At 41.6% G+C, this 26,827-nt stretch carries 23 protein-coding genes, 6 tRNA genes and 1 rRNA gene; 4 read left to right on the top strand and 26 right to left on the bottom strand.

The window, feature by feature from the left end; all coding sequences use genetic code 11:
• The first annotated feature begins 339 nt into the window (after positions 1–339).
• Positions 340–1,068: an SDR family oxidoreductase gene (locus IEW82_RS18950; RefSeq protein ID WP_188698769.1), complete on the top strand. Its 729-nt coding sequence runs from the start codon at positions 340–342 to the stop codon at positions 1,066–1,068.
• A gap of 23 nt (positions 1,069–1,091) precedes the next feature.
• Entirely contained in the window at positions 1,092–1,508 is a 417-nt protein-coding gene (locus IEW82_RS18945) for a MerR family transcriptional regulator (RefSeq protein ID WP_188698766.1), read from the top strand.
• A 522-nt stretch (positions 1,509–2,030) separates the two neighbouring features.
• Here the strand turns inward: IEW82_RS18945 and IEW82_RS18940 are convergent.
• From IEW82_RS18940 to IEW82_RS18925, 4 genes are all read right to left on the bottom strand, one after another.
• Complete coding sequence (locus tag IEW82_RS18940) at positions 2,031–2,615, bottom strand: hypothetical protein (RefSeq protein ID WP_188698763.1); 585 nt, start codon at positions 2,613–2,615, stop codon at positions 2,031–2,033.
• A gap of 598 nt (positions 2,616–3,213) precedes the next feature.
• The gene (locus IEW82_RS18935) at positions 3,214–3,498 is read right to left on the bottom strand and encodes a DivIVA domain-containing protein (RefSeq protein WP_188698760.1); all 285 of its coding nucleotides are present in this window, start codon (positions 3,496–3,498) and stop codon (positions 3,214–3,216) included.
• 103 nt (positions 3,499–3,601) lie between these two features.
• Entirely contained in the window at positions 3,602–5,134 is a 1,533-nt protein-coding gene (locus tag IEW82_RS18930; protein WP_188698758.1) for a mechanosensitive ion channel, read from the bottom strand.
• Positions 5,135–5,816: 682 nt separating this feature from the next.
• Entirely contained in the window at positions 5,817–5,957 is a 141-nt protein-coding gene (locus IEW82_RS18925; RefSeq protein ID WP_188698755.1) for a hypothetical protein, read from the bottom strand.
• A 388-nt stretch (positions 5,958–6,345) separates the two neighbouring features.
• Here IEW82_RS18925 and IEW82_RS18920 point away from each other — a divergent pair, with 388 nt between their 5' ends.
• Entirely contained in the window at positions 6,346–7,251 is a 906-nt protein-coding gene (locus IEW82_RS18920; RefSeq protein WP_188698752.1) for an AraC family transcriptional regulator, read from the top strand.
• Between the two features lie 188 nt (positions 7,252–7,439).
• On the opposite strand, the gene IEW82_RS18915 is transcribed toward IEW82_RS18920, so the two are convergent.
• The 12 genes from IEW82_RS18915 to sigW form a co-directional block, all read right to left on the bottom strand.
• Positions 7,440–8,672 (bottom strand): M20/M25/M40 family metallo-hydrolase, encoded by a 1,233-nt coding sequence (locus IEW82_RS18915; protein WP_188698749.1) that lies wholly within the window; start codon positions 8,670–8,672, stop codon positions 7,440–7,442.
• A gap of 356 nt (positions 8,673–9,028) precedes the next feature.
• Entirely contained in the window at positions 9,029–10,243 is a 1,215-nt protein-coding gene (locus IEW82_RS18910) for an MFS transporter (RefSeq protein ID WP_188698746.1), read from the bottom strand.
• A 199-nt stretch (positions 10,244–10,442) separates the two neighbouring features.
• Entirely contained in the window at positions 10,443–10,883 is a 441-nt protein-coding gene (locus IEW82_RS18905; protein WP_188698743.1) for a MarR family winged helix-turn-helix transcriptional regulator, read from the bottom strand.
• 49 nt (positions 10,884–10,932) lie between these two features.
• The gene (locus IEW82_RS20480; protein WP_188698782.1) at positions 10,933–11,229 is read right to left on the bottom strand and encodes a GNAT family N-acetyltransferase; all 297 of its coding nucleotides are present in this window, start codon (positions 11,227–11,229) and stop codon (positions 10,933–10,935) included.
• Between the two features lie 740 nt (positions 11,230–11,969).
• Positions 11,970–12,374 (bottom strand): VOC family protein, encoded by a 405-nt coding sequence (locus tag IEW82_RS18895; protein WP_188698740.1) that lies wholly within the window; start codon positions 12,372–12,374, stop codon positions 11,970–11,972.
• Between the two features lie 196 nt (positions 12,375–12,570).
• Positions 12,571–13,518: a helix-turn-helix transcriptional regulator gene (locus IEW82_RS18890; protein WP_188698738.1), complete on the bottom strand. Its 948-nt coding sequence runs from the start codon at positions 13,516–13,518 to the stop codon at positions 12,571–12,573.
• A gap of 313 nt (positions 13,519–13,831) precedes the next feature.
• Positions 13,832–15,634, bottom strand: a complete 1,803-nt coding sequence (gene glmS / locus IEW82_RS18885; RefSeq protein WP_188698734.1) for a glutamine--fructose-6-phosphate transaminase (isomerizing) — start codon at positions 15,632–15,634, stop codon at positions 13,832–13,834.
• A 1,217-nt stretch (positions 15,635–16,851) separates the two neighbouring features.
• The gene (gene glmM, locus IEW82_RS18880; protein ID WP_188698732.1) at positions 16,852–18,207 is read right to left on the bottom strand and encodes a phosphoglucosamine mutase; all 1,356 of its coding nucleotides are present in this window, start codon (positions 18,205–18,207) and stop codon (positions 16,852–16,854) included.
• Positions 18,208–18,287: 80 nt separating this feature from the next.
• Positions 18,288–19,532: a CdaR family protein gene (locus IEW82_RS18875; protein ID WP_188698728.1), complete on the bottom strand. Its 1,245-nt coding sequence runs from the start codon at positions 19,530–19,532 to the stop codon at positions 18,288–18,290.
• Positions 19,525–20,346 carry a diadenylate cyclase CdaA gene (cdaA, locus tag IEW82_RS18870; protein WP_188698725.1) on the bottom strand — a complete coding sequence of 274 codons (822 nt, stop codon included), beginning with the start codon at positions 20,344–20,346 and terminating at the stop codon, positions 19,525–19,527. The genes IEW82_RS18875 and cdaA overlap by 8 nt, the downstream gene beginning before the upstream one ends.
• Positions 20,347–21,366: 1,020 nt before the next feature.
• Positions 21,367–21,999 (bottom strand): anti-sigma factor, encoded by a 633-nt coding sequence (locus IEW82_RS18865; protein ID WP_188698722.1) that lies wholly within the window; start codon positions 21,997–21,999, stop codon positions 21,367–21,369.
• Positions 22,000–22,013: 14 nt separating this feature from the next.
• Entirely contained in the window at positions 22,014–22,580 is a 567-nt protein-coding gene (gene sigW, locus IEW82_RS18860) for an RNA polymerase sigma factor SigW (protein WP_188698718.1), read from the bottom strand.
• A gap of 204 nt (positions 22,581–22,784) precedes the next feature.
• Between sigW and IEW82_RS18855 the strand changes: the two genes are divergently transcribed.
• Entirely contained in the window at positions 22,785–22,940 is a 156-nt protein-coding gene (locus IEW82_RS18855) for an aspartyl-phosphate phosphatase Spo0E family protein (protein WP_188698715.1), read from the top strand.
• 552 nt (positions 22,941–23,492) lie between these two features.
• On the opposite strand, the gene rocF is transcribed toward IEW82_RS18855, so the two are convergent.
• The 10 genes from rocF to rrf form a co-directional block, all read right to left on the bottom strand.
• Positions 23,493–24,392, bottom strand: a complete 900-nt coding sequence (gene rocF, locus IEW82_RS18850; protein ID WP_188698711.1) for an arginase — start codon at positions 24,390–24,392, stop codon at positions 23,493–23,495.
• Between the two features lie 185 nt (positions 24,393–24,577).
• A tRNA-Ala gene (locus tag IEW82_RS18845) sits at positions 24,578–24,653 on the bottom strand.
• A gap of 13 nt (positions 24,654–24,666) precedes the next feature.
• Positions 24,667–24,751 (bottom strand) — tRNA-Tyr (locus IEW82_RS18840).
• 67 nt (positions 24,752–24,818) lie between these two features.
• A tRNA-Val gene (locus IEW82_RS18835) sits at positions 24,819–24,894 on the bottom strand.
• A 12-nt stretch (positions 24,895–24,906) separates the two neighbouring features.
• A tRNA-Glu gene (locus IEW82_RS18830) sits at positions 24,907–24,981 on the bottom strand.
• Positions 24,982–25,087: 106 nt separating this feature from the next.
• Positions 25,088–25,468, bottom strand: coding sequence for a potassium channel family protein (locus tag IEW82_RS18825; protein WP_188698708.1), 381 nt, complete (start codon positions 25,466–25,468; stop codon positions 25,088–25,090).
• 61 nt (positions 25,469–25,529) lie between these two features.
• Positions 25,530–25,685 (bottom strand): hypothetical protein, encoded by a 156-nt coding sequence (locus IEW82_RS18820; RefSeq protein ID WP_188698786.1) that lies wholly within the window; start codon positions 25,683–25,685, stop codon positions 25,530–25,532.
• A 549-nt stretch (positions 25,686–26,234) separates the two neighbouring features.
• Positions 26,235–26,310: transfer RNA gene (locus IEW82_RS18815), tRNA-Thr, on the bottom strand.
• A 101-nt stretch (positions 26,311–26,411) separates the two neighbouring features.
• Positions 26,412–26,486, bottom strand: a tRNA-Asn gene (locus IEW82_RS18810).
• A gap of 25 nt (positions 26,487–26,511) precedes the next feature.
• Positions 26,512–26,627: ribosomal RNA gene (gene rrf / locus IEW82_RS18805) — 5S ribosomal RNA — on the bottom strand.
• Positions 26,628–26,827 lie beyond the last annotated feature (200 nt).

Here is a 26,827-nt window from a genome sequence, read left to right as displayed (position 1 = left end):
GTCAACTCACCTCTTCAGGGGTTTAACATCAACCTTTTATGAAGGCTGATAGTTCTATAAATAGAATAATAATGCTTTAAAAAGTATACCTCTCCATTTGACAAAAAAGATGTTACTAAAGTCATGGTTGTCTCTAATTTCGACAAAAGAAATGATATTTTACCCCCTGTGTACTTTCTGTCATAGCGCTCCCACCAAGATGGCCTGTGGTTGGCCTTTTATTTAGCCGCTTGTCACTTTTCCTTAGAAAAAAATCCTTTTAATCCATTGACTTGGAGTCTACTCCAAGATGTATCATGATGGTCAATTAAGAAAAAAGGATGGTAAGGAGATGAAATAATGGAGAATTCAAAGAAGGTACTTATAACAGGGGGAAATAAAGGCATTGGTTTTGAAGCAGCAAGACAATTGGGGAAAATGGGGTTTGAGATTCTAATAGGATCAAGAGATGAAAAAAGAGGGAGAGAGGCTGTAGCAGCATTAACGACTGAGAACATCAAAGCAAATCGCATACACCTTGACGTTACAGATCCAACATCCATTCAATCCGCAGCCAAGCAAATTGACAGACAATATGGATTGCTTGATATACTAATTAATAATGCAGGCGTGAGTTTAGATGGTGGCGTTCTTCCGAGTAAGCTAGAGCTAACCCATCTCAAGAAAACGTACGAGACAAATGTATTTGGTATGTTTTCTGTCACAAAGGCGATGCTCCCCTTGCTTAAAAGGTCGCCTTCCGGGAGGATTGTCAATCTTTCCAGCGGATTAGGCTCCTTGACCTTAAATAGCGATCCGAATGCTGAGTTCTATGATTTCAATTTACTTGGCTACATGAGTTCCAAAACAGCAGTGAATGCTTTAACCGTGTTATTTGCCAAAGAACTAAAGGACTCTGCGATTAAGGTCAACTCAGCTGATCCTGGCTTTACTTCCACTGATCTGAATGGTCATAGAGGCTATCGTTCAGTTGAACAAGGGGCTACCATTGTAGTGAGACTGGCCACACTACCGAATGAAGGCCCTACTGGAGGGTTCTTTGATGAAAACGGCGTCGTGCCTTGGTAAAAAATAAGTAGGAGAGGGTTAGTGTGAAAAAGATTTCGGAAACTTTTAACACCATTAAACAAGCAGCTGAATTCTCCGGTCTGTCTGAAGATACGATTCGTTATTACGAAAAAATCGGTTTGTTGCCCTATGCGGATCGCAAAGCAAATGGTCACAGGACTTACAGTCAATATCAGCTTGAAGCTATGATCTTTCTGACGAGACTAAAAGCAACAGGAATGACATTGGAAGAAATGAAACATTATCGCAAGCTTTCTGAAGAAGGCCCAACTGCCATTCCCAAAAAAATTGCCCTTTTAAAAAAGCAGAAGGAAAGAATTCAAAACGAGGTTTCTCGATTACTGGATACGCAAAGAATTATTGATTATAAAATCGACCATTACAACGATATTCTATTCAATCCTGATATAGATGATAGCAACTGTGACCCCATAGAATAGGATGAACCCCTCCCAACTGGCTGGATCTAGACGGTTGGGATTTTGTTTGTCTTACTTATGTATTTTAAAGAGGGAGCGTAATCATTTGAAGTCACATGTTATGATTTCACATCATACAAATGACCATGAAAGCAGATACGAGGAGGTAAACAAAAATGACTTACACCCCTTATCCGTCAAACGATCGCCAATATCATCCCGTTACCGCTTAGACCCTTTCAACCCCTGTAATCATTCAAGGAAATAATATAACGACGAGCCAATCCCCCCTTTGAATTATCAGCCTCCAGGCGCTCCATATCCGGAGATCTACGTCCCTGCGGTGAATTTTCAAAGGGTTGGTGCTCAAGTTAATTGGAACCCGCAATCTCAAAGCCTATCCATGACATCTAATGATGCCAATCTACAAAAGGCCTTAAATACCATATAGGCGAGATTAATGATGTTTAAGTTTCAGCGTGTAGCAAATTATAAGCAATTGTTAAAATTTTACTATATTTAACCAATATCTCGACTCTTATTTTAAAATTTATTGTTTGCCGCCAACATATAATGCTTCCCTATGGCCTCTTGCAAGCAATTTTTACATATGTATTTTCCTTGAATAGCAATGAGATCATCAACATAACTGTTACAACAAAATATACAATGGCAATGTGCCGCTTGGAAATAAAAATATCCTTCTGCTATTTGAAAAATTTCAAGAGACATGTAGCTCTGCCATCTTAATTCTCTACGATAAGGCGCAGGAATATTAACCTTTCCACGTGATATTATTTTACGAATTAACCCAGTAGTGGGCTTTTTGACTACTGTATTCATATATATACCGTACTCGCTATATAACCATTCAACTTCTCTGGAATAGATGCGACAAGTTTTTATTATCTCTTTAGGCAGCAAAATATAGCCACTTGAATCTAAACTTACACTCGTAAGATATTTCAACGCTTCTCCTCTCTCTTCCTTTAAATAGAATTTAATGATTTCTATAGATAAGTTGCTACGCTTAGATGGAAGAGTAACATTCAGTGCTATTCTATTAGCCCTTATTTTATATATACTCATTTTGCCTTGATATGCCGTAGAATGATTTATGAAGACCATAAAATTTAGACATTCCCCACTTCTTTTATGCTAAAGAAAAGCGTTTCTATCCGTTGTAAACATTCAACGTACTGGGATTATTAGGACTTTCTAATCCGATGCTTATTAAATGAGCTGGGTTAACTTGTTCAAGTAAAACCTTTAATGCCTTGTTCTTGCCCTTTGGTAAGACGTCAAGCCATTCACGAAATAAAGCAGTGAATCCTTGGATCAGCTGCTCTTTTATACAGCCAACTTTAGGGAGTCCTCAAGCTCGATGAATCATCAGCTCGACTTGCAAAAGTTGAGCATCAGAAAGTGCGGAATCCGATAACAAGCATCAAAGGATTCCTTCAGCTTTGAAGATAGATATGCTCCTGCTTTTAGAGAGGGCAAAACAAGCGTATTTCGTAGGCTAGAATCGCTACACCTTCTCCTACAACACGAATGTTTCTATGTTGGGCTCCCCGTTTATCCTCGTAGCTTGAACCCGATTGATATCCTTAACTTCCTTTATCGTGATCACCTCCTCACAAGCTGTGTTGTGAGTCGAAAAAGGGTGACAACAAAAAAGTTACAGCATGGGTTGCTCTATATTTTATACCTTAGATCGTGTGAGCTAGCCTCGCATACGATCTTGAAATACCTTTTTCTCAAGACTGGACAAACGTTTGATAATATCATAATTTAATTTCCCTATGCTATGCTTAAATTCATTAATCGTAGACTTTTGCTTTTGCAGCTGTTTTTTTAATGCATTGTTCTCTGTAATCAATTGCTCAAGCTCAACAAGAAAAAAGCTGTAATCCTTAATCACTTCATCTAGAAATTGGTCAACTGCGTTACAGTTATAGCCGAACAGATTCTTTTTAAATTCCCTTTCCCAAATTTGTTGAGCAGTCATTGGTACTCTATGAATGGTGACTCACTCCATTTCCCATCACAATTTACATGGCTGGATCCCCTAAAGGTTTAGGGAATCCACCAGTGATGCCGCCATTTCAAGCTCATTCATTATGACCATCGCTTTCTGAGGCCATTTTTTGTTCCCACTTCTCTAATTGCTTCGACGCAAATTGCCTTCCTCCTAAACCGAATGAAAGGGCAAAAGCAACCGCAATTGCCCCTAAGCATAGGATAAATGCAGCATGAATGATAGAGGTTGCAACGTTCAATTGATCTAACGCCATGAATAATGAAAAAACAAAAATCGCATACTTGGCGGTCTGGCTAAAAAAAATCATATTCGTTCCAACGGAATTCCCAATGCCAGAAAGGAGACGGGAAACAAGATGTCCTAAATAAAGGCCTGCTCCAACAATGACAATCGCTACTAATAAGTTGGGAAGATAACCAATAACCACTGAGACGATTGTAACGAGGATATTGAAATGCAGGATTTGTAAAGCCTCGACACTGAACAATAACAGGATGACAATCTGAGCAATCTTTCCTACCCATTGCGAAGGAGGCACCTGCATTTTCAATGAATGAAGCCCCAATGAAGAAGGGAGCCTATTAAAACCCAGGCTTCCTAATAGATTCGTGATAAAGCGTGAAACCCAACGTCCTACAATGATACCTAGTACGATCATTAACAAGGCCACAACGATATTTGGGATTATCACAAACACTTCATTTAACATTTGAATCGCGGGTTGAGCAATCCCTTGTACATGCAACTGCTTTAAAACCGTTATTGCCGTCGGAATTAAAATAAGAACAAAGGCAATGGTCCCGATCATTGAGGAAAGTCGCCTACCCCCTAGTATCTCAGACAGACCTAATCGTTCTGAAGCCTTGTCTAATCCCATTGTCCTTAACAGATTCGCAAGAAGATCACGGACAACTTTAGCAATCAACCAACCGATAAGACCAATGACACCAGCGGCTACAAAGTAAGGAATGAAATTAAGAAACTTAGCAATCATCAAAGAGAGAGGCTGCGTTATACCAACAATTTTTAAAGGTCCAAGGATAGCCGGTAAAAAGAGAACAATAACAAGATAAAAAACGATTTTCCCCAGCATGGATAAAAAACGGTTCCCCTGATCTTCGTTTTCCACTGTATTGATTTTCATTAATAAATGTTGAATATGTAGTTTCCTGCCCCCGACCTCAACCAAAAATTTCAACACAATGGCAACTACCCAAGCTAATAACAGGATTAATGCTGCCCAAATGACATTCGGAATAGCCGTGGTGATCGCCGATAGCATATTCGCAATCGGTTGAGCCACAATACTTAAGTTCAACATATTGAAAAATATCAAATATAAAAACACTAAAAGTACATAATAAATGACTTTTCCAACTGTTGCACTAATGGGTGTCGATCGTGGAGCCCCTTGTTCCTCCTCTTGTGCGATCCATCCTCCGACTTTTTCGTCCAGACCGCTTTTGGATAAAATTTTGGTTAATGAACTGCTGACTCCTTTAGAAATCAACCAACCCACCAACAAAATAAACAGTGCAAAAATCAGATTAGGAAGTCCTCCTAAGTACTGAGTCCATGACGTAAATAATTCAGTGATGTGCATTCAATAAAGCCCCTTTCAACGCAACATTTTTTAAGTAATCTATGTAAAAATAGAGGGATTCATTAGATCCTCCTATCAGATTGTCTTTATTAAACTATCCAAACCGTATGATTGTAGCTCTCCTGTTTGTATTGAATCAGATCAATAGCTGAATAAACTGCGAGGGAGCAGCACAGCTGCCTTGTGATTTAAATCCGGAGCCATCGCAGTCATTACAATAACCAATAGTTTATACCTGCCATTCCATTATCTTTATATCAAGATAAGTGGCCAAATTAATGCGATTCCCATCCACTTTATTATTAAATATTTATCTTAACTTAAAGATTTCTCATAATAAGATATCTATGATTGTCAGCACTTTGACTCATGAGTCATGGATGGCTGGCCTTTTATAAAGAGATAACAATTGTATTGGAAAATACATATTTGTTTTTATAAAATAGAGTTCGTTTGAAGGAAAGAAAAACAGGCATAATATTGAAAAAAAACTCTATGTAGAATTACCACGAGTTTTCCCTCAATCATATATTATGTTTCCATTATCTCTTTCGTTTGTTGTTGAGTGGTTATTTTGGGCGTCCAAAAGAGAAAACACCTCTTCAATTCAGACAGGACAATAGTCGCTCCTTGCAAGATAGCTGATTAGCTACAAGTCCTCTGCATCAAATACCTCTCCTTTTTAATAAAGGCTTTCCTCAATATGGTCGTACACAACATTACCAATCAAGCGATCTACCGCCATTTCTACCAAATAACGTTTTAAAAAGCATCTCCCATAAACGCTTACTCTAATCGGAATGGGCACCCCTAAACTTATCATATTCGTAATCTTCTATTTATCTTTATTTAATTTATCCTTAGTATGAAGAAACACAAAATAATTGTTCCTGTAATGTACAGTGGCTTAGGAACCGCTCTTTTAATACCAAAATACCCCTTTAGATCTAATTACTGATAAAAAGGTGAAATTTCAGCTGTTTTTTTTAAGATTGTCTCACTGCTGTGTTCTTATTTCCTTAACTCCACGATTCCCGCTATGTGTTCATAAGACTGTATCACCCAAATACAAAGAGGCAAAAATATATATGTCCCCTGTTACTTGCATCATTGTCTTAAATTGTTGCCTCATTCTATCATTGACCTTCCATCAAAAAGTCGCATGCATTAGAATTAGGGGTTAAAGGGCCAAAGTTGTTTAGGAGGATCTTATGTTTGACCAAACAAATCACTTACAAAATGAGCTTGCTGAACTCATTGATCGTCATACTGACAAGGAAGGCTATCGCTCTACGGCAATTCCATACCTTGGTTTCTCTCGTTACTCCACTTCTCATTATTCCACCTTGGCTGGACCTCCCTACGGACTCTATAATCCTTCGCTTGGCATTGTCGTTCAGGGTACAAAGGATGTAATACTTGGTGGTGTTCGTTTTAGGTATGGTCCATCAAATTACTTTGTGACATCCATGGACTTACCTATTATCTTCGAGGCGCCGGAAGCATCCCCCCAAGTTCCCAACTTAGCATGTAAAATCGAATTTACTCCTAGCCTCATATTAGAGATATTAGGCACTGACGCGTTTAAGGTAACCTCAAAGAAAACTCCTAAACAAGGCATGTATGTTGCTAAATTAGATGTATCTATGTTAGATGCTGTTGTAAGGCTCGTTCGTTTGCTGGATAAACCAGACGATATTCCAATCCTTGCACCTCTCTATACAAAAGAAATACTATACAAAGCATTGCGTGGTGAACAGGGAGATTCAATAAGACGAATAGTAATGGATAGGAGTCCAACCATTCACATCCAAAATGCAATTCAACACATCCTACAGCACTTTCATGACTCACTTCGAATTGAGGATCTAGCAGGTGTCGCCAAGATGAGTATTCCATCATTCCACAGGCACTTTAAGGAAGTCACAGCCATGAGTCCCATTCAATTCCAAAAACAGTTGAGGCTTCAGGAAGCTCGACGCCTAATAATATCCGAATCAATGGACGTTGCAAATGCTGCATTTCAGGTTGGCTATGAAAGTCCAACTCAATTTAGCAGAGAGTATTCACGTATGTTTGGTTTTCCTCCTAGAGAAGAGGAGAAAAAAACAGTTTAGTCTGTTCAACACTATATGCCTAACAAAGGCAGTTTGAGTGTACTCGCTAGAGGACCTACTTATGCTCTTCTATAAATAACGGGCTATATTTTACAACGCTTCACTATACCTATATCCACGTCTGAGTGTACTCTTATCACCTCTAAAACAAAATCGACCACTGAAGTTCGTGGTCGATTGTTTTAAACTCACTTTTTTAATAACGGTTCCTGTTCTTCTTCTATTCCAACAAGCGCGAGCATCGTTAAGAAAATGCGTTGAACTTGGTCATAAGCACCTGTGGGATCAAAGTTTTCCTCTAATGTATGCATGCCCCTGATCACTCCCCCACCACCTAAAGTGAGTGCAGGAATCCCTAGACTAATAGGAACATTGGCATCTGTACTACTCGCTCCCTCTAACCTCGGTTCGTGTCCCAATACATGCGAGCTAGCTAACGCGACTTGTACAATCGGAGCATCCTTTCCTTGTATCCCAGTCGGTCGATCCCCCACCTGTGTCATTTCCACTTTGAGTTGATCGCTCTCCCATCTTTCATTTTCATCTCTCGCTGCTCTGCGGATAAGAGCTAGGATCTCTTCGTTAAGCTTTTGTAATGCCTCGGGTGAAGAGGAGCGAAGATCAAGTGTTAGAGAAGCCTGCTCAGCAATCGCATTGATTGAAGTGCCACCTTCTACTGTTCCAACATTAAATGTCGTCTTCGGATCACTAGGCGGTCTAACATCTGCAATCAGCGCAATCGCCCGACCCAAAGCATGTGTCGCACTGGGCACCCCAAAGGTACCAAAGCTGTGCCCCCCGGGGCCTTTATACGTTACATGATAACGCAGACTGCCTACAGCCGCATAAATCGTTTCATCACCCTGTTCAACGGAAATAAAACCATCAATATTTTCATTGTTCTTAAATAGCGCTTTGACACCACGTAAATTACCCAGACCTTCTTCGCCTACCGTTCCAACAAATAAAAGATCCCCTACCGTTTTCACGCCAGCCTGATCAAGCGCACGAATCAATGTCAGAAGCGCGGTCAATCCTCTACCATCATCACCAATTCCTGGTGCGTAAAGAACATTACCTTTTTTCGTAACAACTGTGTCTGTACCTTCCGGAAAAACAGTATCTAAGTGGGCAGATACAACGAGGGTAGGACCAGCCCCATTGCCCCGTCTCCAGCCCATAACATTACCGACCTCATCAATCGCTACATCCTTAAGGCCCAGTTCACTGAATCTGTTCTTTAGATAAGCTGCCCGTTTGCCTTCTTTAAAAGGGGGAGAAGGAATTTCAGTAATCGTGATTTGCTCTTCAACCGTTGCCTCATGATCCTTTTCTAAGAAATGCAAACCAAGCTGCACTTGTTTTAGACGTTTAAGCTGTTCCAGTTGTTCCACAAAATCTGTTCTTAACTGTTCTTCCATTGATAGACCTCCTCTGCTCATTTTTAAAATAAAACCGCCAATTCATGTCAAGAAGGAAAACCTGTTGAGTCAACACCTTAGTCCAAAAAGCTCCCCTTGAGGAAATCCTTAACATATGCCATGGTCTTGAGGTCAGCCCAAAACATAACTTTATTAAGCAATACTACTACATGGCGAGAGGGGGCGTCTAACCTATATATGTAAATTCGGATAACATTTTAAAAGGTTATTGACGGCTCCCTTTGCAATGACAGTATAATATCAACAAAGTAGTTCAAATGACCGCATATCTTATGTGCATTGTCAGACCTTAAGCTGACGAGCGCTCTAACACACCATTGTAGCTCGTGCTGCCTCTAACCTCGCAGGGGTTCCTTAGGTGTACCCTTCGCTTGTTTTCTGATCACTAGTGGTAAAAGTAGACTATTCAATAATACCAACAGCAGCCCCATTGCCAAAAAAACAATAACTGGCTTAAATTCAGCTAAGAATACACCTGAAATGCCAGAACCAGCAGCCATGCCAATATATTTGACGAAATTAAACATGCCTAACGCACTCCCCCTTTGCTGTTCATATTCATCGGTGATCATCGTTGTTAATAAGGGCGTTATTGTCCCCATGGCTATCCCATAAAAGGCAAGAATAAGAGATACGCTAAACAAGGAGAGTGATTGCGTCCATGCAAATAACACAATGCAGCAAGCCAAGATGATACTACTAATGACAAGTAAATGATTGAGTGAGATTCTAGATTTGCCATATTTGAATACCGTATTCCCTACAATCATTAATAAGGCTATAGGCAAGTAGAGTAACCCTACTATTCCTAATTTAAGATGAAAGTGACTGGTAAATAAAATAGGCAAATAGACAATGATTGAGAAGTAAATGAAATAAATAAAAAAGTTCAAGATAAAGATGGCGTTTCCTGCCTTATTCTTAAAAACCATTCCATAATTGACTAAAACTTTATTTATACGGAGCGGCTTCTTCTCTTCCACCGTCATTTTAGGGAAGAAAATCCAGTTCGCAATCAATAAAACAACGGAAACCGCCGCAAGGAACCAGAAGATCCCCGAGTAAGCGTAATGCTCACCTATCCATCCGCCAAGCAAAGGGGCTATTGCTGAAGCGACAGATAATGCCGTTTGGTAAGTCCCCATCGCGCTTGAACGCTGGCTACCTTGAAAAAGTTGGCCAATTGTTGTTGCTGCAATGAGAGGCAGAGCAGCCGTTCCAATCGCCTGCAAGCACCTGAACAAGATAAATACGGTAAAACTCTGTGTAAGCGCACACCCTATACTGACAATCACAGTTAAAAAGATACTCGGAACAAGGATAAATCTAGCTCCTTTAAAATCAACAAATATTCCAAAAACAATCTGCATAATGGCAAAAATTAAAGTGAAGATCGACACAGACATATCAACTAAACTTAAGGAAACATGAAATGAATCCTTGATCGAAGGTATGATTGGCGAATAGATATTGACGTTCATCGCAGCAAAAAAAGCGCTTATACAAACGAGATACAAAATGAAAGTAGAACTGCCTTTAATAGACTTCATATTAATTGACTCTCCCTTTCGATATTGAGGTTAACAGGGTCATCATGGCCCCACGAAGTTTGCCCAAGAGATGCCATGTAAACTAGCCTAGACTGCCGGAATCCATTTGGTTCATCGAGAAAACTCCTCTCTAGTTCGGTGACTATGCCTTTTATATTTGTTTGTACAAACAAATATATGTATAAAAAAAATTCTTAACTCATGTCTGCTCCTCTAGTTTTTCTCCGGCTTCGTGTATTAATGCTATGATTTGATCCGCCTCTTGCTTGCCTAGAATATCCGTATAACGTTGGTGAACGTTATCCCAGGCAGACTCTAAATCTTTTTGTAATTGTAATCCCTTTTCCGTAGGGGCAATAAGTGATGTACGGCCTTCCTGCTTACTTATCACAAGCCCTTTCCCCTTTAACTTTTCAATAAACCGCGTCACAGTAGAAGGGGTCAAATGCAAAATTTCCCCAAGCTCTTTCTGAGATATCTCTCTTTTTTCATTGACAGCCATGAGCAAAAAACCGTAAGTAGGCGACAAACCGGTAAAACGAAATTCCTCATCAGTAATTTTTATCAAGATACGGTTGAGTTTACCTACAGTAAAGAATAAGCAGCGTTCAAGAAGTTGTTTGGTAGGTTTATTAACCACAAGGCATCACCTCTTATTGTTTGTACATACAAATAATAAGATAGTCCGCTCACTTTGTCAAGGAGATTTCAAATTCATTAATCAATCTCGAACCAATCCCCATGCTTTGGCGCTCTGTTGTTACACACATTTCATTTAAATAAAAGTGGTCGCTATCCAGCCACCTTTCTGTATACCCTAACAAAAAACGAATCAATTGATTTTCTTCATCACAGATGCCCACACCTAAAAATTTACGATTTCTAAAAATATCGGTTAATCGTTCATTGGCATCTTTTTCTTTCCACCTCTCTTTCCAAGAGGCACGGTTAAAAACACCAGTATATAACTTCGTACACTCTTCAATATTTTCTTCTGAAAGGTCTTTATTTTATAATTCATTATCAAATGTTTCTCCTCTCTCCTCTTCAAGTCGCCTGTCCATTAGTTTCATCAGTCCTCCGTGCAAATCATGCCTAATTTTTTGATTTTAAAAATCGTCTAATAAGTTTCATAATTATGCCTCAAAAATTTACCCTTAAACTTAAAATACTATTTAATTGAAAAAGGACTGCACCATAGAATATAAAAATAAATAATACCAAAGCGTCATCCACTATATCCATGAATACAAATACATTTTTATTATACGAACACCTGCTAGCAGATTGGTTAGTAGGCGCTTTTATTTCACATGAGCTCAATCTCGAATATGTATTTTTTCTTCCTTAAATTGGGAATATGATTTTTAGAGTGGGCAAGAGAAGTGTCTATCAAGGATAAATGAGCAACTTGTACTTTTTTCTTCTATATTAGTTTTTATAAAAAAGCTTGATCATCTTCTTATGTCGTTCAACAAGCGGTTTTGGTTGAAGAATGGATTTCAATATAATTTTATTATTCGAGGGGATACAGCAACGATTTCTGTTTTTTCGGGCCATTTTAAACTGGCCGACTATACTTTAAAAGCTTCTTAATGGACCAGCGCCATATCAGGAAAAACGATGTGATCACCGGAGAAATGTTATCGGTACAGTCGGCCAAAATACCATTTCCTTTACGAATCGTTGCCGCTCCCCCAATTGAGGCACTCACTTCAACTGGCCATTAACCTCTACCGCTGAACCGCTTGATCGCCTCTTCAGTCACCGGCTCGAAGAGGTTAACAAGATTGCCGTCAGGATCACGGAACAGCGCAGAACGGTTCCCCCACGGCATCGTGGTCGGTTCTTTTACCCATTCGTTGACGAACGGCTTCAAGCGCTCGTATTCAGCATCGACATCGTGGACGTGGAACTCGATAATGACCGTGTGATTATCGGCTGCCACTGCGGACCCAGTGCCGAACAGTGACACTGTCTGGGAGTGGCCAATCGCCAGAGTGCACGAGGGCACAACGAGTTCGGCAAAGACTGGCGCGGGACGCTCCGCCGAAACCTCCATGACTTTCTCATAGAACTCGACGAGGCGATCCACGTCGTCGGTAATAATGCGTACAGAAGCGAAATTCATAAGATATCATCCTTCCTATAATAAATCTGATTGAATCAGAAACTGAACCATTTGGTCCAACGGCCCTTCCACACCTGATTGCTGCTCAATTGATCCATAGTATCCTCCAACCGATGCAAGACAATCTTCGCGTTATCTCTCACTCCTTTACGTTGGCTTACTCTGATTATAAGAAAACGCTACTGACAACAGTATGTCAGTAGCGTTTTAACATTTTTTCGACTTCTTCACGAATCTGATTTCGAAAGGATTCAGGCTCCAATACACTCACAGCTGCGCCCCAGCCAAGCACCCATTGCAGCAATTCTTCCAGTTGACGAACGCGTAAGACCACGTGCAGTCCATCTTGATGTTCCTCCATAGCCTCTATGTATTGATAGTTCGATTCCTTGACCCTATCTGAAATGTCCGGGTTAAATCGCAGGCGAACTTGTAAGTGCCGATCATCTGGAGGGGTATAATCCCTTAAGTTAAAATATACTGGCAGTTCAAATCGTTCCTCCAAATCAATAAGTTCCGTCATTCGGGACAAGCGAAAATGGCGAATGTCTTGACGTAGATCACACCGGGCCACAAGCATCCATGAGCCTTGAACGAGCACTAACCCATAGGGAGCAACAGTGCGAACACTATAGCGATTGCCCTCGAAATCTGGAAGTTTTTTTGCATAATGAAAGCTGATCTTTCGCCCGTTTAATAGTGCTCGACGGATCTTTTCTAGATATTTCTTTTCTTTCGATGGCATAACCTGTTTATCAGAAATGAGCAAACGCATAGACTGGCGTATACGAGCGGCTTCATTGCGAACGCTCTCCGGCAGCAGGGTCTCAATTTTACTGCGAGCGGCTTGAGCCCTGACACGATAATCATCATCAAATTGTTGTTCGATAAAGTCCGTTCCAATCAGCAAGCTCACGGCCTCTTGTACCGTGAAACTGATCGGTGGCAGGAAATAGCCTTCCATCAAGGAATAGCCTGTTCCAGGGGCTCCTATGATCGGCACGCCCGCTTCACTCAGCGCCTGTATGTCACGGTAGATGGTCCGTACACTCGTTTCAAATAAGGTCGCCAAATCTTCAGCCCGTACCACTTTTTTACGTTCCAGCTCCAGCACGATGGCTAACAAACGGTCGGTTTTGTTCATTGGTTGCCCCTCCTTGAAGGCTTATTTCAAAAGTAAAAGCATCATATCTTAATGGAGAAGGTAATTTAGCAAATATGAAGTTGTTGGACATGGGATGCATATTGGCATCTATGCGAGAATCCCTACAAAATAAGGACAAAGCTTCTATGGGTGTTATTCCATTAACTAGCCGTTCATTGTCTATCTATGTTATTTTTACCATAAAAGGCCCCTTTGGACAATGCATAGCCAAAGGGGCGAAATAGTTGACCTTTTTTATAAACAATATGACTTTATTTCAAATCCACACAACTCTAAAACCTTCAACACCTGCTTATTCCACAGTCACGGATTTGGCAAGGTTACGTGGTTTATCCACATCGCAATCGCGTTGGAGGGCTGCATAATAAGCGAGCAGCTGCATAGGTACGACGGATACAAGTGGTGTGAGTGCGTCATGGACTTCTGGAAGGACGAGGCTATCACCTTCTTCATTCAAGCCTTCAAGGCTGATGATGCAGGCATTGGCACCACGGGAAACGACTTCTTTTACATTGCTACGGATGCTACCATTGACATGATACTGGGTGGCAAGCGCGATGACCGGTGTGCCTTTTTCGATAAGGGCAATGGTGCCATGCTTGAGTTCACCGCCAGCAAAGCCTTCTGCTTGAACATAGGATATTTCTTTTAGCTTAAGGGCTGCTTCGAGGCACACATAATAATCAACAGCGCGGCCAATATAAAAAGCATTGCGTGTTCCTGTGAGATAGTCACGTGCCATTTGCTCAAGGACATCCTTTTGATCGACCAGAGCTTCCATGGCGTTAGCCACAATACTGAGCTCCTTCGTAAAATCGAAGCCAATATCCATGCCGTTATGCTCAGCAATATCCACAGCAAGTATAGAAAGAACAGCGATCTGCGCTGTATAAGCCTTTGTAGAAGCGACGGCAATTTCAGGTCCAGCATGAAGCAGCAATGTATGGTCCGCTTCACGAGACAAGGTTGAACCTGGAACATTGGTCAAGGTGAGCGTACGGAAGCCCAGCTTCTTCACGTGAACGAGCACCGCACGGCTATCAGCCGTTTCACCACTTTGGGAAATGAAAACAAACAACGGATTTTTCGAAAGAAGCGGCATATTATAGGAAAACTCACTAGCAATATGCACTTCTGTCGGCACTCCGGCGATGCTTTCAAGCATCTGCTTGCCGACTAATCCTGCATGGTAGCTCGTGCCACAAGCAATGATATAAAGACGGTCCGATTGATCGATAGCCGCACGAATATCAGCATCGATTTCAATCTCACCTTGCTCATTTTGATAAGCCATGAGCAGCTTACGAATCACTGCCGGTTGTTCATCAATTTCCTTCAGCATGTAATGCGGATAGGTCCCTTTTTCAATGTCACCCGCATCAAGTTCAGCTTTATAAGGCGCCCGTTCCACCTTCTGTCCGGCTAAGGTTTCGATGGTGTACCCTTGGCGAGTGACAATGATGACCTCTTCATCCATCAGTTCAACAAATTGATCCGTAACATGGATCATAGCCATGGCATCACTCGCTACAACATTAAAGCCATCACCAACGCCGACTAAAAGTGGGCTTTTATTCTTACCCACATAGATGGCTTCTGGGTTTTGATTGTCAATCATAGCAATGGCATAAGAGCCATGCAATAAGCCTAATGCCTTACGGAAGGCCGCTTCTACCTTCTCGCCTTCATTAACAAATTTTTCAATAAGCTGAACGACAACCTCGGTGTCTGTCTCACTTCTAAAGTTAAGATCAGCGAGATAGTCTGCTTTTAATTTGTAATCATTTTCGATGACACCGTTGTGTACAAGTGTAAAACGCCCTGAAGCACTTTGATGTGGGTGCGCATTTTCTTGATTCGGTTCCCCGTGGGTAGCCCAACGTGTATGCCCAATTCCGAGGGTGCCTGCAATGTTTTCATCCACTGCTTTTTCAAGAACCGCAATGCGTCCTTTTTCTTTGAAAACATGCACACCTTTAGAATTGAGTATCGCAATACCCGCCGAATCATAGCCTCGATACTCAAGCTTTTTCAAGCCATGAATTAAAATATCCTTTGCATCCTTCAATCCTACATATCCTACAATACCGCACATATGTCTCTTCCCCCTATTGGTGGGGTAAGACGACCCGCGGGGTAATCTTACCCCACTTGTTATCAAATTAGTTTGGTTCACGGCCAGACTCTTGTCCGCATGGTTGCCCATCCGTTTTCAAGCCTTGGCTTCCGGGTGTGAAGAGCCCGAGAGGCATCCGCCGAAAGTTTCGATTAACCTCTTCCTCGTCAACTGCTACTCCGAGCAGTCCTGGCGCTTGATTATGAAGTTTTGGCTATCCACCTTTCTATTATTGACTAAAAATCATACTTAAATGTTTCTAACCTTTAGCTCAAGCTTTCTTGCTCAGCTAATACCCTCTAATAGTATAAATATAAAATAAAATTGTCAATGGCGATTTTGTTAACTCTATATTACAGCCATATGCAGAGCATCAAAAGATGTGAAACAATCAAGCAAATAAACCTGATCATTATAAGGTCCTAAATTTATTAAATGCAGTATTTTTTAATATGCTGCAAGCAGCTTTTATTAAAATGGTAGCGCCTTTTGTGGCACTCACACCTTGATTCGGAAGCTTGGGCCCCGATTTGTGCCCTTTTCGGAAACTTCGGGCTTTATTTGTTACTTTGCGCCGAGCTTTTGTTAAAATGACCTGCCTTTTATTACGATCTAGGAGGCCTTTGTTCACTTACCCCTCTCTTTGGTTGCATTAAGCTGTGATCCAGAAATTTCGCTACCCCTCTGCACTTTTACAGGTCAAGTGGATGGGAGTAGAGATAGAGATCATACCTTTCCGATGGCCGGAGGTTTATCCCCTTCTTAAAAGCGTTGTTCCGCGGAAGCTGACTACAAAGAATATAGGAACAGGGGCTTCTTAGTCTAAGTATCTTACATTTTCAAGGCACTTTGGTTAAACACATCACATCCATATGATAACACCAAAGCTAGCACATCAATCCCACCCCAAAAGTAAAAAACACTTTTCGGGGACCCCGATGGTGCGGCGAACGCCAAAGCGAGCGTATCCTGCGCGTCGGAGGCCGTGCCGTGGAATGCGAGCTGCCTGGAGCGGAATCGCGCATCGTCCTGATGACCAGAAATTTTATACTCTCTTATCTTTTTAGAAAACTTGGCTATCGCCAAGCCTCAGGTGGCGATAGTCAAAGCCCGACTTATACTATCTTCTTTTATGAGCGTCAGCGAAGTTATAAATTCTGATAGGTATAAAAAGGGAAGCGAAAAATCGCTTCCTCCTATGCTTCTTCAGTTGCTCCTAGTTCTTCTTTAACAACACGTGTGATTCTTTCCACATACTGTTCACATTCTTCCTCTGTTGGTGCCTCTACCATGACGCGTACTAAGGACTCGGTACCAGAAGGACGGACGAGCACACGGCCATTATCGCCAAGCTCCGTCTCCACGGCTTGAATAGCCTCTGCTACCCTTGGATTTTCTTTCACTTGATGTTTATCCGTTACTTTGATGTTCACAAGCCTTTGAGGGAAGGTCTTGACTTCTGCAGCCAATTCAGATAACGGCTTCCCTGTGGCTTTAATGATATTGACCAACTGCAACGCTGAGAGCATGCCGTCCCCTGTTGTTGTATGATTAAGAAAAATAATGTGGCCCGACTGTTCTCCACCCAATGTATACCCATTGTTCCGCATCTCTTCCATCACATAGCGGTCACCGACTGCCGTCTTTTTTGTCGCAATACCCGCAGTCTCTAAAGCTTTATAAAGTCCTATATTGCTCATCACCGTTGTCACTAATGTATGATCATTAAGCTGACCTTGTTCCTTTAAGTGCTTTGCGCATATGTACATAATTTTATCGCCATCGACGATATTGCCATTTTCATCGACTGCAATCAAACGGTCACCATCACCATCAAAGGATAGACCGACATCAGCGCCTTGTGCCTTGACATGGTCACTTAAGGCCGCTGGATGGGTAGAACCAACACCATCGTTAATATTCACGCCATTAGGGTTGGTACCGATCGTTGTGATCTCAGCCTCTAGGTCCGCAAATAAATGCGGCGCTAAAGCAGAGGTTGCCCCATTCGCACAGTCCAAAGCAACGCGGAGGCCACTGAAGTCCTCTTCTTCAACCGTTTGTTTGAGGAATTGCATATACTTTTGTGTGCCTTCAAAATAATCGCCTACAATGCCTACATCGGCACCTGTTGGTCGAAGAATACCCTGCCCGTCATCAATGAGGGCTTCAATGCCTTCCTCCTGTTCATCGGTCAGCTTAAAGCCATCAGAGCCAAAGAACTTAATTCCGTTATCTTCTACAGGGTTATGCGATGCAGAAATCATAATCCCTGCATGTGCACCCATCACTTTAGTCAAATAGGCAACGCCTGGTGTGGAAAGCACACCCAATCTCAAAACTTCGGCACCGATAGAAAGCAAGCCAGCAATGAGAGCCGCTTCGAGCATTTCCCCGGAAATGCGTGTATCGCGCCCAACTAAAATCTTAGGGCGCTGCACATCCTTTGCAAGCGCAAAGCCGCCAGCACGTCCTAGCTTAAAGGCTAATTCAGGTGTGAGTTCCGTGTTGGCTATCCCTCGCACACCGTCTGTTCCGAAATATTTACCCATTTTTTAATTCGCTCCTTTAATTCCTCATCACACGTTTAATAATCAACATTTCATTTACTTTAATTCTGCAACCCCATCCCTCACCCTTTGTCTGTATCATCAATGGTGACCGTTGCTTTTGCTTTAGATGGAGTCCCGGTCATATAATCTGGAACGGTCACCTTGATCGGTACCTCATGTTCCCCTTTCGATAAATGAGAGATATCGATTGTAGCTTGTACATCTGTCCTTTGTAATTGATCCATCAGCTTTTTCGCTCCTGACAGCTTGACGTCAACGCGCTGACTTTTTGGATCACTAAAGGTCACTTGACGATCCTTGTCTGCCTTATCGTTCACCAAGATCGGAATATCCTTCACCACTTTTGAAACCGCCTTACCAACATGGACGGTCACTGTAATTTGTTCAGGAGAGACTTGATCTGCCGATTTGGGTGTGGGGACATCAACTTGAACGGTCTTCGTCTCGTTCACCCCATCGACAGGAACGTCAATATCCTCTATCCCATCAATCCCGTCTAGGACATCCTTGGTACCAAAGACTTTGACGGTATTCGGATCAATATCCATGCTCTCAATAGCATACCCATCCGCAGGATCACCCTGAGGCTTGACCGATATAGGGACATCTTTAGAAGGACTGACAATCGGAATCTTAACCCTAGCCACAGATGGCTTAATATCAACATCAAGTTGATTGCCGTTTTTATCGTAAGCATTTAACGGAACATCTTGCTCAACGGATTTTGACACATCCTTAAGATCAACAACACCTTTTACAAAAGCAATTTGATCAACAAGCTGTTCTGCTCCAGTGACTGAAACCTTTTCCGGATCTGTAGAGTAATCTCCTACAGAATAGCCATCAGCGATGTCAGCACGATTTAGGAGATCCATGCTAACTGAGAACGTTTTTGTGATTTTCTTTTGAATGGTTACATTAATTGTTGACGGAATAGGCTCTACAGAGAGATCCGATGGGAACCCCTTGGTTTGTACCTTCACCACATGCTTTCCGGGCTTTTTATTGGTTAAATCAACATAGGCCTTGCGTGAGTTTTGCAATTTCGCAAGGGTGATGGTTTCCGATGAACCCGTCAGCCGAACTTTAACCGTTGGTGGCAATCCAAGGACAATGTATTGGTTCGAATCATACTGAGCATCAAGGTTCTCTGTCACCGTATCCACATGGTTGCCCGTAGGTATTTGTGTACCACCGCTATTATTCTGATTTTGATCTTTAGTCGACACCATGCTGAATAACATCAAGGCAATGAGAAAAGAGATAATTTTTATAAACCATGTATTCCGAAATAATTTATCCATTGTTCTTACCTCTCCAGTTCCATCGTAATCCACCCGTCGATTTTACCTGAAAGAGCCATTCCTTCTCTAAAAGTTCCCGTAATCTCTCCTCTGAAATGTTTCGAAAAAGTTCTCCATTTTTTGTTAAAGAGATGCCTCCTGTTTCTTCAGAGACAATCACTGTTAAGCTATCCGTTACTTCACTTACACCCATTGCTGCGCGATGCCGCGTTCCTAGTTCCTTGGAAATAAAAGGACTTTCTGAAAGTGGCAGGTAGCAAGCTGCGGCGGTGATCTCATCTCCCTTTATAATCACTGCCCCATCATGTAATGGGGTATTTGGAATAAAGACATTGATCAACAGCTGCGAGCTAAGATGCGCATGCATGGGGATACCTGTTTCTATGTACTCGTTGAGACCGGTTTCTCTTTCAATTGACATGAGCGCACCAATACGACGCTTTGCCATATAAGTCGTTGCTTTCACGATGGCTTCGATAGACTGGTTTCGCTGCTCCTCTTCCTGCACCTCTCGTGAAAACAAGCGCCCACGACCCAACTGCTCTAGCGCACGTCTAAGTTCTGGCTGAAAAATGATAATAATCGCCAAAACAGAAAAGGTAATGACCTGCTGCATGATGAAATTTAACGTTTTGAGGCCTAGCTTGTCACTGATAAACCATACGAGCACAACAACAATAATCCCTTTGGACAATTGAACAGCTTTAGTCCCCCGTATGACCATTATCAGTTTATAAATCACGTAGGTAACAACCAGTATATCGACAACTGATCTGAGCAAATCTAAAAAATTTATATCTGACCATGAAAACATGGCGCCCATCCTCCAAACAAATACAGATATCAGTCTTTAAGCATTTGACACTATACACTATTATAACATAGGTAAACCAGTAATCATGAATCGAATCGATTGTAAAAACTCGTCCACTCTTTAGCTATATTACCCCTTACCTCATGTTATAACCTTAAAAATATATAACCATAGCATTCTGGCCCATTTTAAAGTCCTAAAGCCTAAAGATGTCATGCTCTTTCATTCTATAAAACAAAAGCCCTTCTCCTTTAATAGCTCTTAAATAACTCTATCCTGTTCATCCGTATGTAGGAAAGACTTCGGACTGTAGATACAGTTTATGAGTGCACCTTTCCGTACATTCATACGTTTCTACTCTAACACACGCCTTCCTACTTAGATTGATTGCGTTCTAAAAGCATCTTGGGTGTTGATTTTCACCCCAGGTGCTCGCTTTCCACAAGGACACCCTCGTTGTGCCCAATCACTTAATTGCATCTTCTATCTTTCAGTGAGGAGGCATTTTCAATGATCCCTGCCTCCTGTTGGTATTTTTTTCATCTATTTTAACACACGGTGGGGCAGGTTAGTATCATAACCTCTATAGACTTTACTTTTATGGCTATGCCCTTTACTAGTGATATTAGAAAACTTGGCTTGCACCCCTTCGCTGGTACTCCTGATGTGATTTTTGCCAATCACACACTTAGGGTGCCCGCAAGCTTTAATGGCGAAGTCAAAGTTACACTTATACTCTCTTCCTTTATGTGCGTCAGCGAAATTATAAATTCTGATAGTATAAGAAAAACCGGGCGAAAAGCATGCCCGGGCCTTGTCCTTAGTATAGAGCATCATCCAATATGAAAGAGACTTCATTGCATGATTAACAGATTGGAGGGCAAGGCGCGAGGAGGTTTACCACTCCCCCGCGGAAAGCGAGCGGCCTGGAGCGGAAATCCGCACCGTCCTCATGATCAGAAATTTTATACTTTCTGATCTTGCAAAAAAGGCGCTCCAAAATATAGGAGCACCCTCGTCTCATAAACGAGCCATTGAACCGTGGATGAAAAATATAGAAGAAAAGAACCGTTGGATATGATACCAAATCCAACCGAGGATTTGATTAACATTTTCAATCTTTCCACTCACATGTCCAGCAGAGGCCATTAACGAGTCACTATGAATCAAGACGACGTCTCCATCTACTCGACCTTCGATTCTCACTTTCCCATCCGTAATCACAAGATCACCCTTGATCGTCTCACCTTTAGGTACCGTTACCGTATTATTATCACTATAAACAAGCTTTCCCTCACCGTGAACTTCAGCCTTAAATGAATTGTCGTTCCACAATGACATGATGTAGCCGACCATCATAATTAAAAAACAAGCCGCCGCAATGATAATAGGGTGCTTTTTAAACCATTTTAAGACTTTAGAATCCTGCTTTTGATCAGGTAACCGGGCGATGACCTTCTGAGTAAAATAATCGGGAGCAGGTGCTTGATCTAAATGAGTTAGCAAATCTATTGTCTCTTTCAATTCATTGTAATGGCTACAGCAGTCCGAACACACGTCTAGATGTTCCATTAATGCATGGCGTTCTCCCTCATTTGCTTCTTGATCAAGCGCGCGCTGTATGAGCTCACTCATTTCTTTAGAACAAGCCATGACTATCACCTCTTTTATTTCCGCTTTCTCAGTCGTTTTCTCAAAGCCTCGCGTCCCCTATGAATCCGTGTCTTAACAGTCGGAACAGGAAGCTCAAGTATTTCGCTGATTTCCTTTAAGCTTAGATCTTCAATATATTTAAGAATAATTGCCGAGCGATATTTTGGCGGTAATTGATTGATCTCTGATTGGACCCATGCCTGAGTTTCCCGAGAAACAACGTGTTCCTCCGGTAAAGGCTCCTCAGTCGCAAGCTGTGAATACATTGTAAAATCCTCAGCCCCGGGAAGTTTAGCGTCAAGATACGCCCCTGGCTTCTTCTTGCGTAAATAATCAATAGACAGATTCGTTGCGATGCGATAGAGCCAAGTTGAAAATTTTTTATCTATTTCATAGCGCTCAATATTGGTATAGGCTCTCAAGAAGGTATCCTGGGCTAAATCCTCTGCCTCTTGAGGAATACCAATCATCCGCAAGCAAATATTATATACAGGTTTTTTATAGAGGTCCACAATTTTGGCAAATGCGTCGTGATCGCCTTTTCTAACTTTTAGGATTAATTGCTTCACTTTGTCACTCATGTACAAAGCCTCGTTTCTATTGCTATTCCTTATACGAATAACCCTTCATAAGGTTTCAAAAATATTTTAGCAAACATCCATCACATTTTGGGACAATCAGTAAAATTTGTATTAACAAAATTTTAAAATTGAATAAAATGTGTAGTTTAACAAGTGAAAGGGAATAGTAGTTATATAGCTCTATTAAAGAGAGGAGATTTTATTATGAAAAATCAAGCAAAAGCCATCGAAGCGACCCGTCTTGCTTTGTACAAACTTGCAGATAAAAAATCTCTGACATCACCTGACATCATTAAACAAAGCCAAAAATTGGACAGGCTCTTAAACCGTCACATTCTAAATAAGAATAAGGCCATTTAAGCTCTTACTGTTGATATATCAGTAATATCCTTTGAAAAATAAGGACATTTTGCTTTCTCACTTCGCTTACCACTCTCCCGCAGAAAGCGAGCGGCCTGAAGCGGAACCGTGCACTAGCCACTCCATTTGCACCCAAAATTTTAGATCTTCTTATTATTAAACATAAGAAAAACCGGGCGAAAAGCATGCCCGGTCCTTATCCTTAGTATAGAGCATCATCCAATATGAAAGAGACTTCATTGCCTGGTCAAGTGGATGGGAGCGTAAAGTATGAGATTCGGAACACTCTAAAATCGTGTGTTCCTCCTCGGGCGCCGCTGACTCATGATGCAGAGACTAGAGTCCTGCGGGAAATGGGAGATCGGTAAGACCTTAGCAGCGCGAAGGCGCGAGGAGGCTTGCCACTCTCCCGCAGAAAGCGAGCGGCCTGGAGCGGAAATCCGCACCGGCCTCATAATCAGAAATTTTATACTTTCTGATCTTGCAAAAAAGCCTGTAATCCACAAAGGAATTACAGGCATTGTCTATATTTTCTATTTGCCATCCAAATCCTTATAAAAGCTTCTCCCCAAATAATGATCCCATGAGGTCAACGGCCAACTTACCTGTCTTATTTTGAATATCGAGAATGGGATTGACTTCCACAAACTCCGCTGATGTTAAAAGATCAGACTCGGCCAACAATTCCATAGCCAGATGACTCTCCCTGAATGTAATTCCGCCATTCACAGGAGTGCCTACTCCCGGGGCCTCATTGGGATCTAGACCGTCTAAATCCAGGCTGAGATGCACCCCGTCTGTCCGCTCTTGTAAATACTCAATCGTTTCCGTCATCACCCGTGTCATCCCAAGCCGATCAATTTCATGCATTGTATAAACACGGATACCCTTTTCTTTGATAAATTCCCTTTCTCCCATGTCTAACGCTCTAGCCCCAATAATCACAACATTTTCCGGCTTAACTTTCGGCTGATACCCCCCGGTACTGGTTAATTGAGGATCACCATATCCAAGGCTCACTGCAAGGGGCATTCCATGAATATTACCACTTGGAGACGTCTCAGCGGTATTCAAGTCTCCATGTGCATCATACCAAATCACACCTAAGTTCTTATAAGGCCGTGAAACCCCTGCCAAGGTTCCTATGGCAATGCTATGGTCTCCACCCAAAACGAGTGGGAATCGCTCCCTCTTTACTTCTGTCTCTATGGTCTTGCAAAGCTCACCACACGCCTTAGCAATCGCTTTCAAATTTTTGAGCACTTTACTCGTTTCCTCAAAACGTTCTCTTTTACCGATAGAAATGTCTCCGCAATCTTCTACCGTATAACCAAGTGATTCAAGACGTTCAACGACTCCAGCATAGCGAATAGCACTCGGTCCCATGTCAACGCCTCGCCTTGACTGTCCTAAGTCCATAGGTGCACCGATGATCGAAATCTGTTTTCTCATGATTGCCCCCTCATTTCTAAAAAGAATAACGCTTATAGTCTACTTCTATAGTTTTACATGTTTTTTTCATCCTGACAACCACCAATATAACCGCTTTCATCCATCTCAAATTCAATCCCTTAGAAAAATAGCACTAAATACAAAAAAACTGTCTCCCTTTGGAAACAGTTGTTGATATCGTCTTATGGTGGAGCCTAGCGGGATCGAACCGCTGACCCCCTGCTTGCAAAGCAGGTGCTCTCCCAGCTGAGCTAAGGCCCCTTATGTATAAAAATGGTGGAGGGAGGAGGATTCGAACCTCCGAACCCGTAGGGAGCGGATTTACAGTCCGCCGCGTTTAGCCACTTCGCTATCCCTCCATAATATAAACCAAATAACGAATAAGTGTTATTTGGCTTTAAATGCAAGCATGGATTATTAAATAAATGGTGGAGGATGCAGGGCTCGAACCTGCGACCCCCTGCTTGTAAGGCAGGTGCTCTCCCAGCTGAGCTAATCCTCCACTTTATGTAAATGGTGACCCCTACGGGATTCGAACCCGTGTTACCGCCGTGAAAGGGCGATGTCTTAACCGCTTGACCAAGGGGCCATCACATATTTCTTAATCGGACATTTGTTATTATATCGAGTTAATTATACTTTGTAAAGGAAATAGTTAAAATAAATATTTTCTGATAAATACACTAAGATATAAACTATTTTTTCTTTTTATCTTCATTCCCCATCTTAAACCATTTCTCCATTCTCGGTGAGAATAAACGTAAATATTGAGCAGTGATGACCGCTGGTAGGATATACCCCACTGTTGACTCAATAATGGCAACCATTCTTGACCACTCAAAAGGCGTCACATCACCATAGCCAACTGAGAACAAGGTGATCGCACTAAAATATAATGTTCTTATTAAATCATCCATCCAAACCGTTGTATAAATCGTTGTTGGATGATGCTCAACAATTTTTCCAAGACCTAATATATCTAAACATATATAAATTACAGTAAATGTAATGATGATATTCCCACATAGAAACAATAAAACAAACGCATTGTATAGAACATCTTTTTTATTCAACATAGGCATGTACTCCTTTGTACATACCTATGTCGTTGTGAGTTAAAATATTTAAATTTAAGGCCTACCCATTTGGAAATAATTCTTTTTGATTCCACATGCGTTGGACACGATGCTTCACCGCATTCCCAACTTTATTATTTGGACGCATCATTTGATAAACAGCAGCACCAACGCCAACCGATGCTACAATTGGCATCCAACCTCGTTTTCCAGCCACATTTATCACCATCCTTAAAGGATTATTCACAGTTAGCAGTGAACACCCTTTAGGATGAGCTATTTATTAGACATTCATGTTAGGAACCCTTTTCCATACCACAGGTCACATCCGCATTCTTACTCTGACCATTTTCGCTCCACAAACTGCTAAATTTTATGAACTTTTAATCGGTGAATAACTGGGTAAGGCTAAAGGCAAAAAATAAAAATGAATGTTTGCAATTTGTTAGTAGTTAAGCCCTTCCCATGATTTAAGGCATACTCACGCGACTGATATGCTCCAAATTCCAAGCGCTGATATTAAAATGGTTATCGAAGCGATTAGATCACTCAAATATCGATATTACATTAAGATATTATTATCATGTTATGCCAGGCAAACAAGAAGAAGCAGTACAAAATTTTGGTAACTTCTTTTTCGAGGATCCACTCCAAAAAAACTGTGGTTCGAGACACAAAAGTGACCTAAAAGCGCCCATCTAAAAAACAGCATCAAAAAAACGGGGTGTCGCATGTGCGATAATCCCCGTTGTATCAACGTTTTAAATGGAGCTTCCAATCGGACTTGAACCGATGACCTCATCCTTACCATGGATGCGCTCTACCGACTGAGCTATGGAAGCGAATGGTTAAGTGTTCTCATAAGTGACATCAATCATTATAGAAAAAAATCAGATGAAAGTCAACTACTTTTCCGTTTAATAAGTTCAATTTCAAATAAAAATGGCTCCACAGGTAGGATTCGAACCTACGACCGATCGGTTAACAGCCGATTGCTCTACCACTGAGCTACTGTGGAACGATTAATATTAAAATTAAATAGTGCCCGGCAACGTCCTACTCTCACAGGGGGAAGCCCCCAATTACCATCGGCGCAGAAGAGCTTAACGGCCGTGTTCGGGATGGGAACGGGTGTGACCTCTTCGCTATCGCCACCGGACTGTATTCATCAAAAGCGTATCCTAATGGACACTTTAATTATATAGGCTTTTGATTAATATTTCAATATCTTTTTTAGAAAATACACTTAAATGATGTGTGCATTCTCTCAAAACTAGAAACGAAAGCCATAAATGTATCATAGGTTAAGTCCTCGACCGATTAGTATCCGTCAGCTCCATGTGTCACCACACTTCCACC

The organism is Pullulanibacillus camelliae, from assembly GCF_014642655.1.
Lineage (GTDB): Bacteria > Bacillota > Bacilli > Bacillales > Sporolactobacillaceae > Pullulanibacillus > Pullulanibacillus camelliae.
Note: the sequence above shows the minus strand (reverse complement) of the source record. Positions and strands in the feature narration are given on the sequence as shown.

What these genes read in the sequence shown, in the direction of transcription:
- IEW82_RS18950 (WP_188698769.1), top strand. Translation starts at nt 340, where the DNA reads ATGGAGAATTCAAAGAAGGTACTTATAACAGGGGGAAATAAAGGCATT.
- IEW82_RS18940 (WP_188698763.1), bottom strand. Translation starts at nt 2,615, where the DNA reads ATGGTCTTCATAAATCATTCTACGGCATATCAAGGCAAAATGAGTATA.
- IEW82_RS18935 (WP_188698760.1), bottom strand. Translation starts at nt 3,498, where the DNA reads ATGACTGCTCAACAAATTTGGGAAAGGGAATTTAAAAAGAATCTGTTC.
- IEW82_RS18930 (WP_188698758.1), bottom strand. Translation starts at nt 5,134, where the DNA reads ATGCACATCACTGAATTATTTACGTCATGGACTCAGTACTTAGGAGGA.
- IEW82_RS18925 (WP_188698755.1), bottom strand. Translation starts at nt 5,957, where the DNA reads ATGATAAGTTTAGGGGTGCCCATTCCGATTAGAGTAAGCGTTTATGGG.
- IEW82_RS18920 (WP_188698752.1), top strand. Translation starts at nt 6,346, where the DNA reads ATGTTTGACCAAACAAATCACTTACAAAATGAGCTTGCTGAACTCATT.
- IEW82_RS18915 (WP_188698749.1), bottom strand. Translation starts at nt 8,672, where the DNA reads ATGGAAGAACAGTTAAGAACAGATTTTGTGGAACAACTGGAACAGCTT.
- IEW82_RS18910 (WP_188698746.1), bottom strand. Translation starts at nt 10,243, where the DNA reads ATGAAGTCTATTAAAGGCAGTTCTACTTTCATTTTGTATCTCGTTTGT.
- IEW82_RS18895 (WP_188698740.1), bottom strand. Translation starts at nt 12,374, where the DNA reads ATGAATTTCGCTTCTGTACGCATTATTACCGACGACGTGGATCGCCTC.
- IEW82_RS18890 (WP_188698738.1), bottom strand. Translation starts at nt 13,518, where the DNA reads ATGAACAAAACCGACCGTTTGTTAGCCATCGTGCTGGAGCTGGAACGT.
- glmS (WP_188698734.1), bottom strand. Translation starts at nt 15,634, where the DNA reads ATGTGCGGTATTGTAGGATATGTAGGATTGAAGGATGCAAAGGATATT.
- glmM (WP_188698732.1), bottom strand. Translation starts at nt 18,207, where the DNA reads ATGGGTAAATATTTCGGAACAGACGGTGTGCGAGGGATAGCCAACACG.
- IEW82_RS18875 (WP_188698728.1), bottom strand. Translation starts at nt 19,532, where the DNA reads ATGGATAAATTATTTCGGAATACATGGTTTATAAAAATTATCTCTTTT.
- cdaA (WP_188698725.1), bottom strand. Translation starts at nt 20,346, where the DNA reads ATGTTTTCATGGTCAGATATAAATTTTTTAGATTTGCTCAGATCAGTT.
- IEW82_RS18865 (WP_188698722.1), bottom strand. Translation starts at nt 21,999, where the DNA reads ATGGCTTGTTCTAAAGAAATGAGTGAGCTCATACAGCGCGCGCTTGAT.
- sigW (WP_188698718.1), bottom strand. Translation starts at nt 22,580, where the DNA reads ATGAGTGACAAAGTGAAGCAATTAATCCTAAAAGTTAGAAAAGGCGAT.
- IEW82_RS18855 (WP_188698715.1), top strand. Translation starts at nt 22,785, where the DNA reads ATGAAAAATCAAGCAAAAGCCATCGAAGCGACCCGTCTTGCTTTGTAC.
- rocF (WP_188698711.1), bottom strand. Translation starts at nt 24,392, where the DNA reads ATGAGAAAACAGATTTCGATCATCGGTGCACCTATGGACTTAGGACAG.
- IEW82_RS18825 (WP_188698708.1), bottom strand. Translation starts at nt 25,468, where the DNA reads ATGTTGAATAAAAAAGATGTTCTATACAATGCGTTTGTTTTATTGTTT.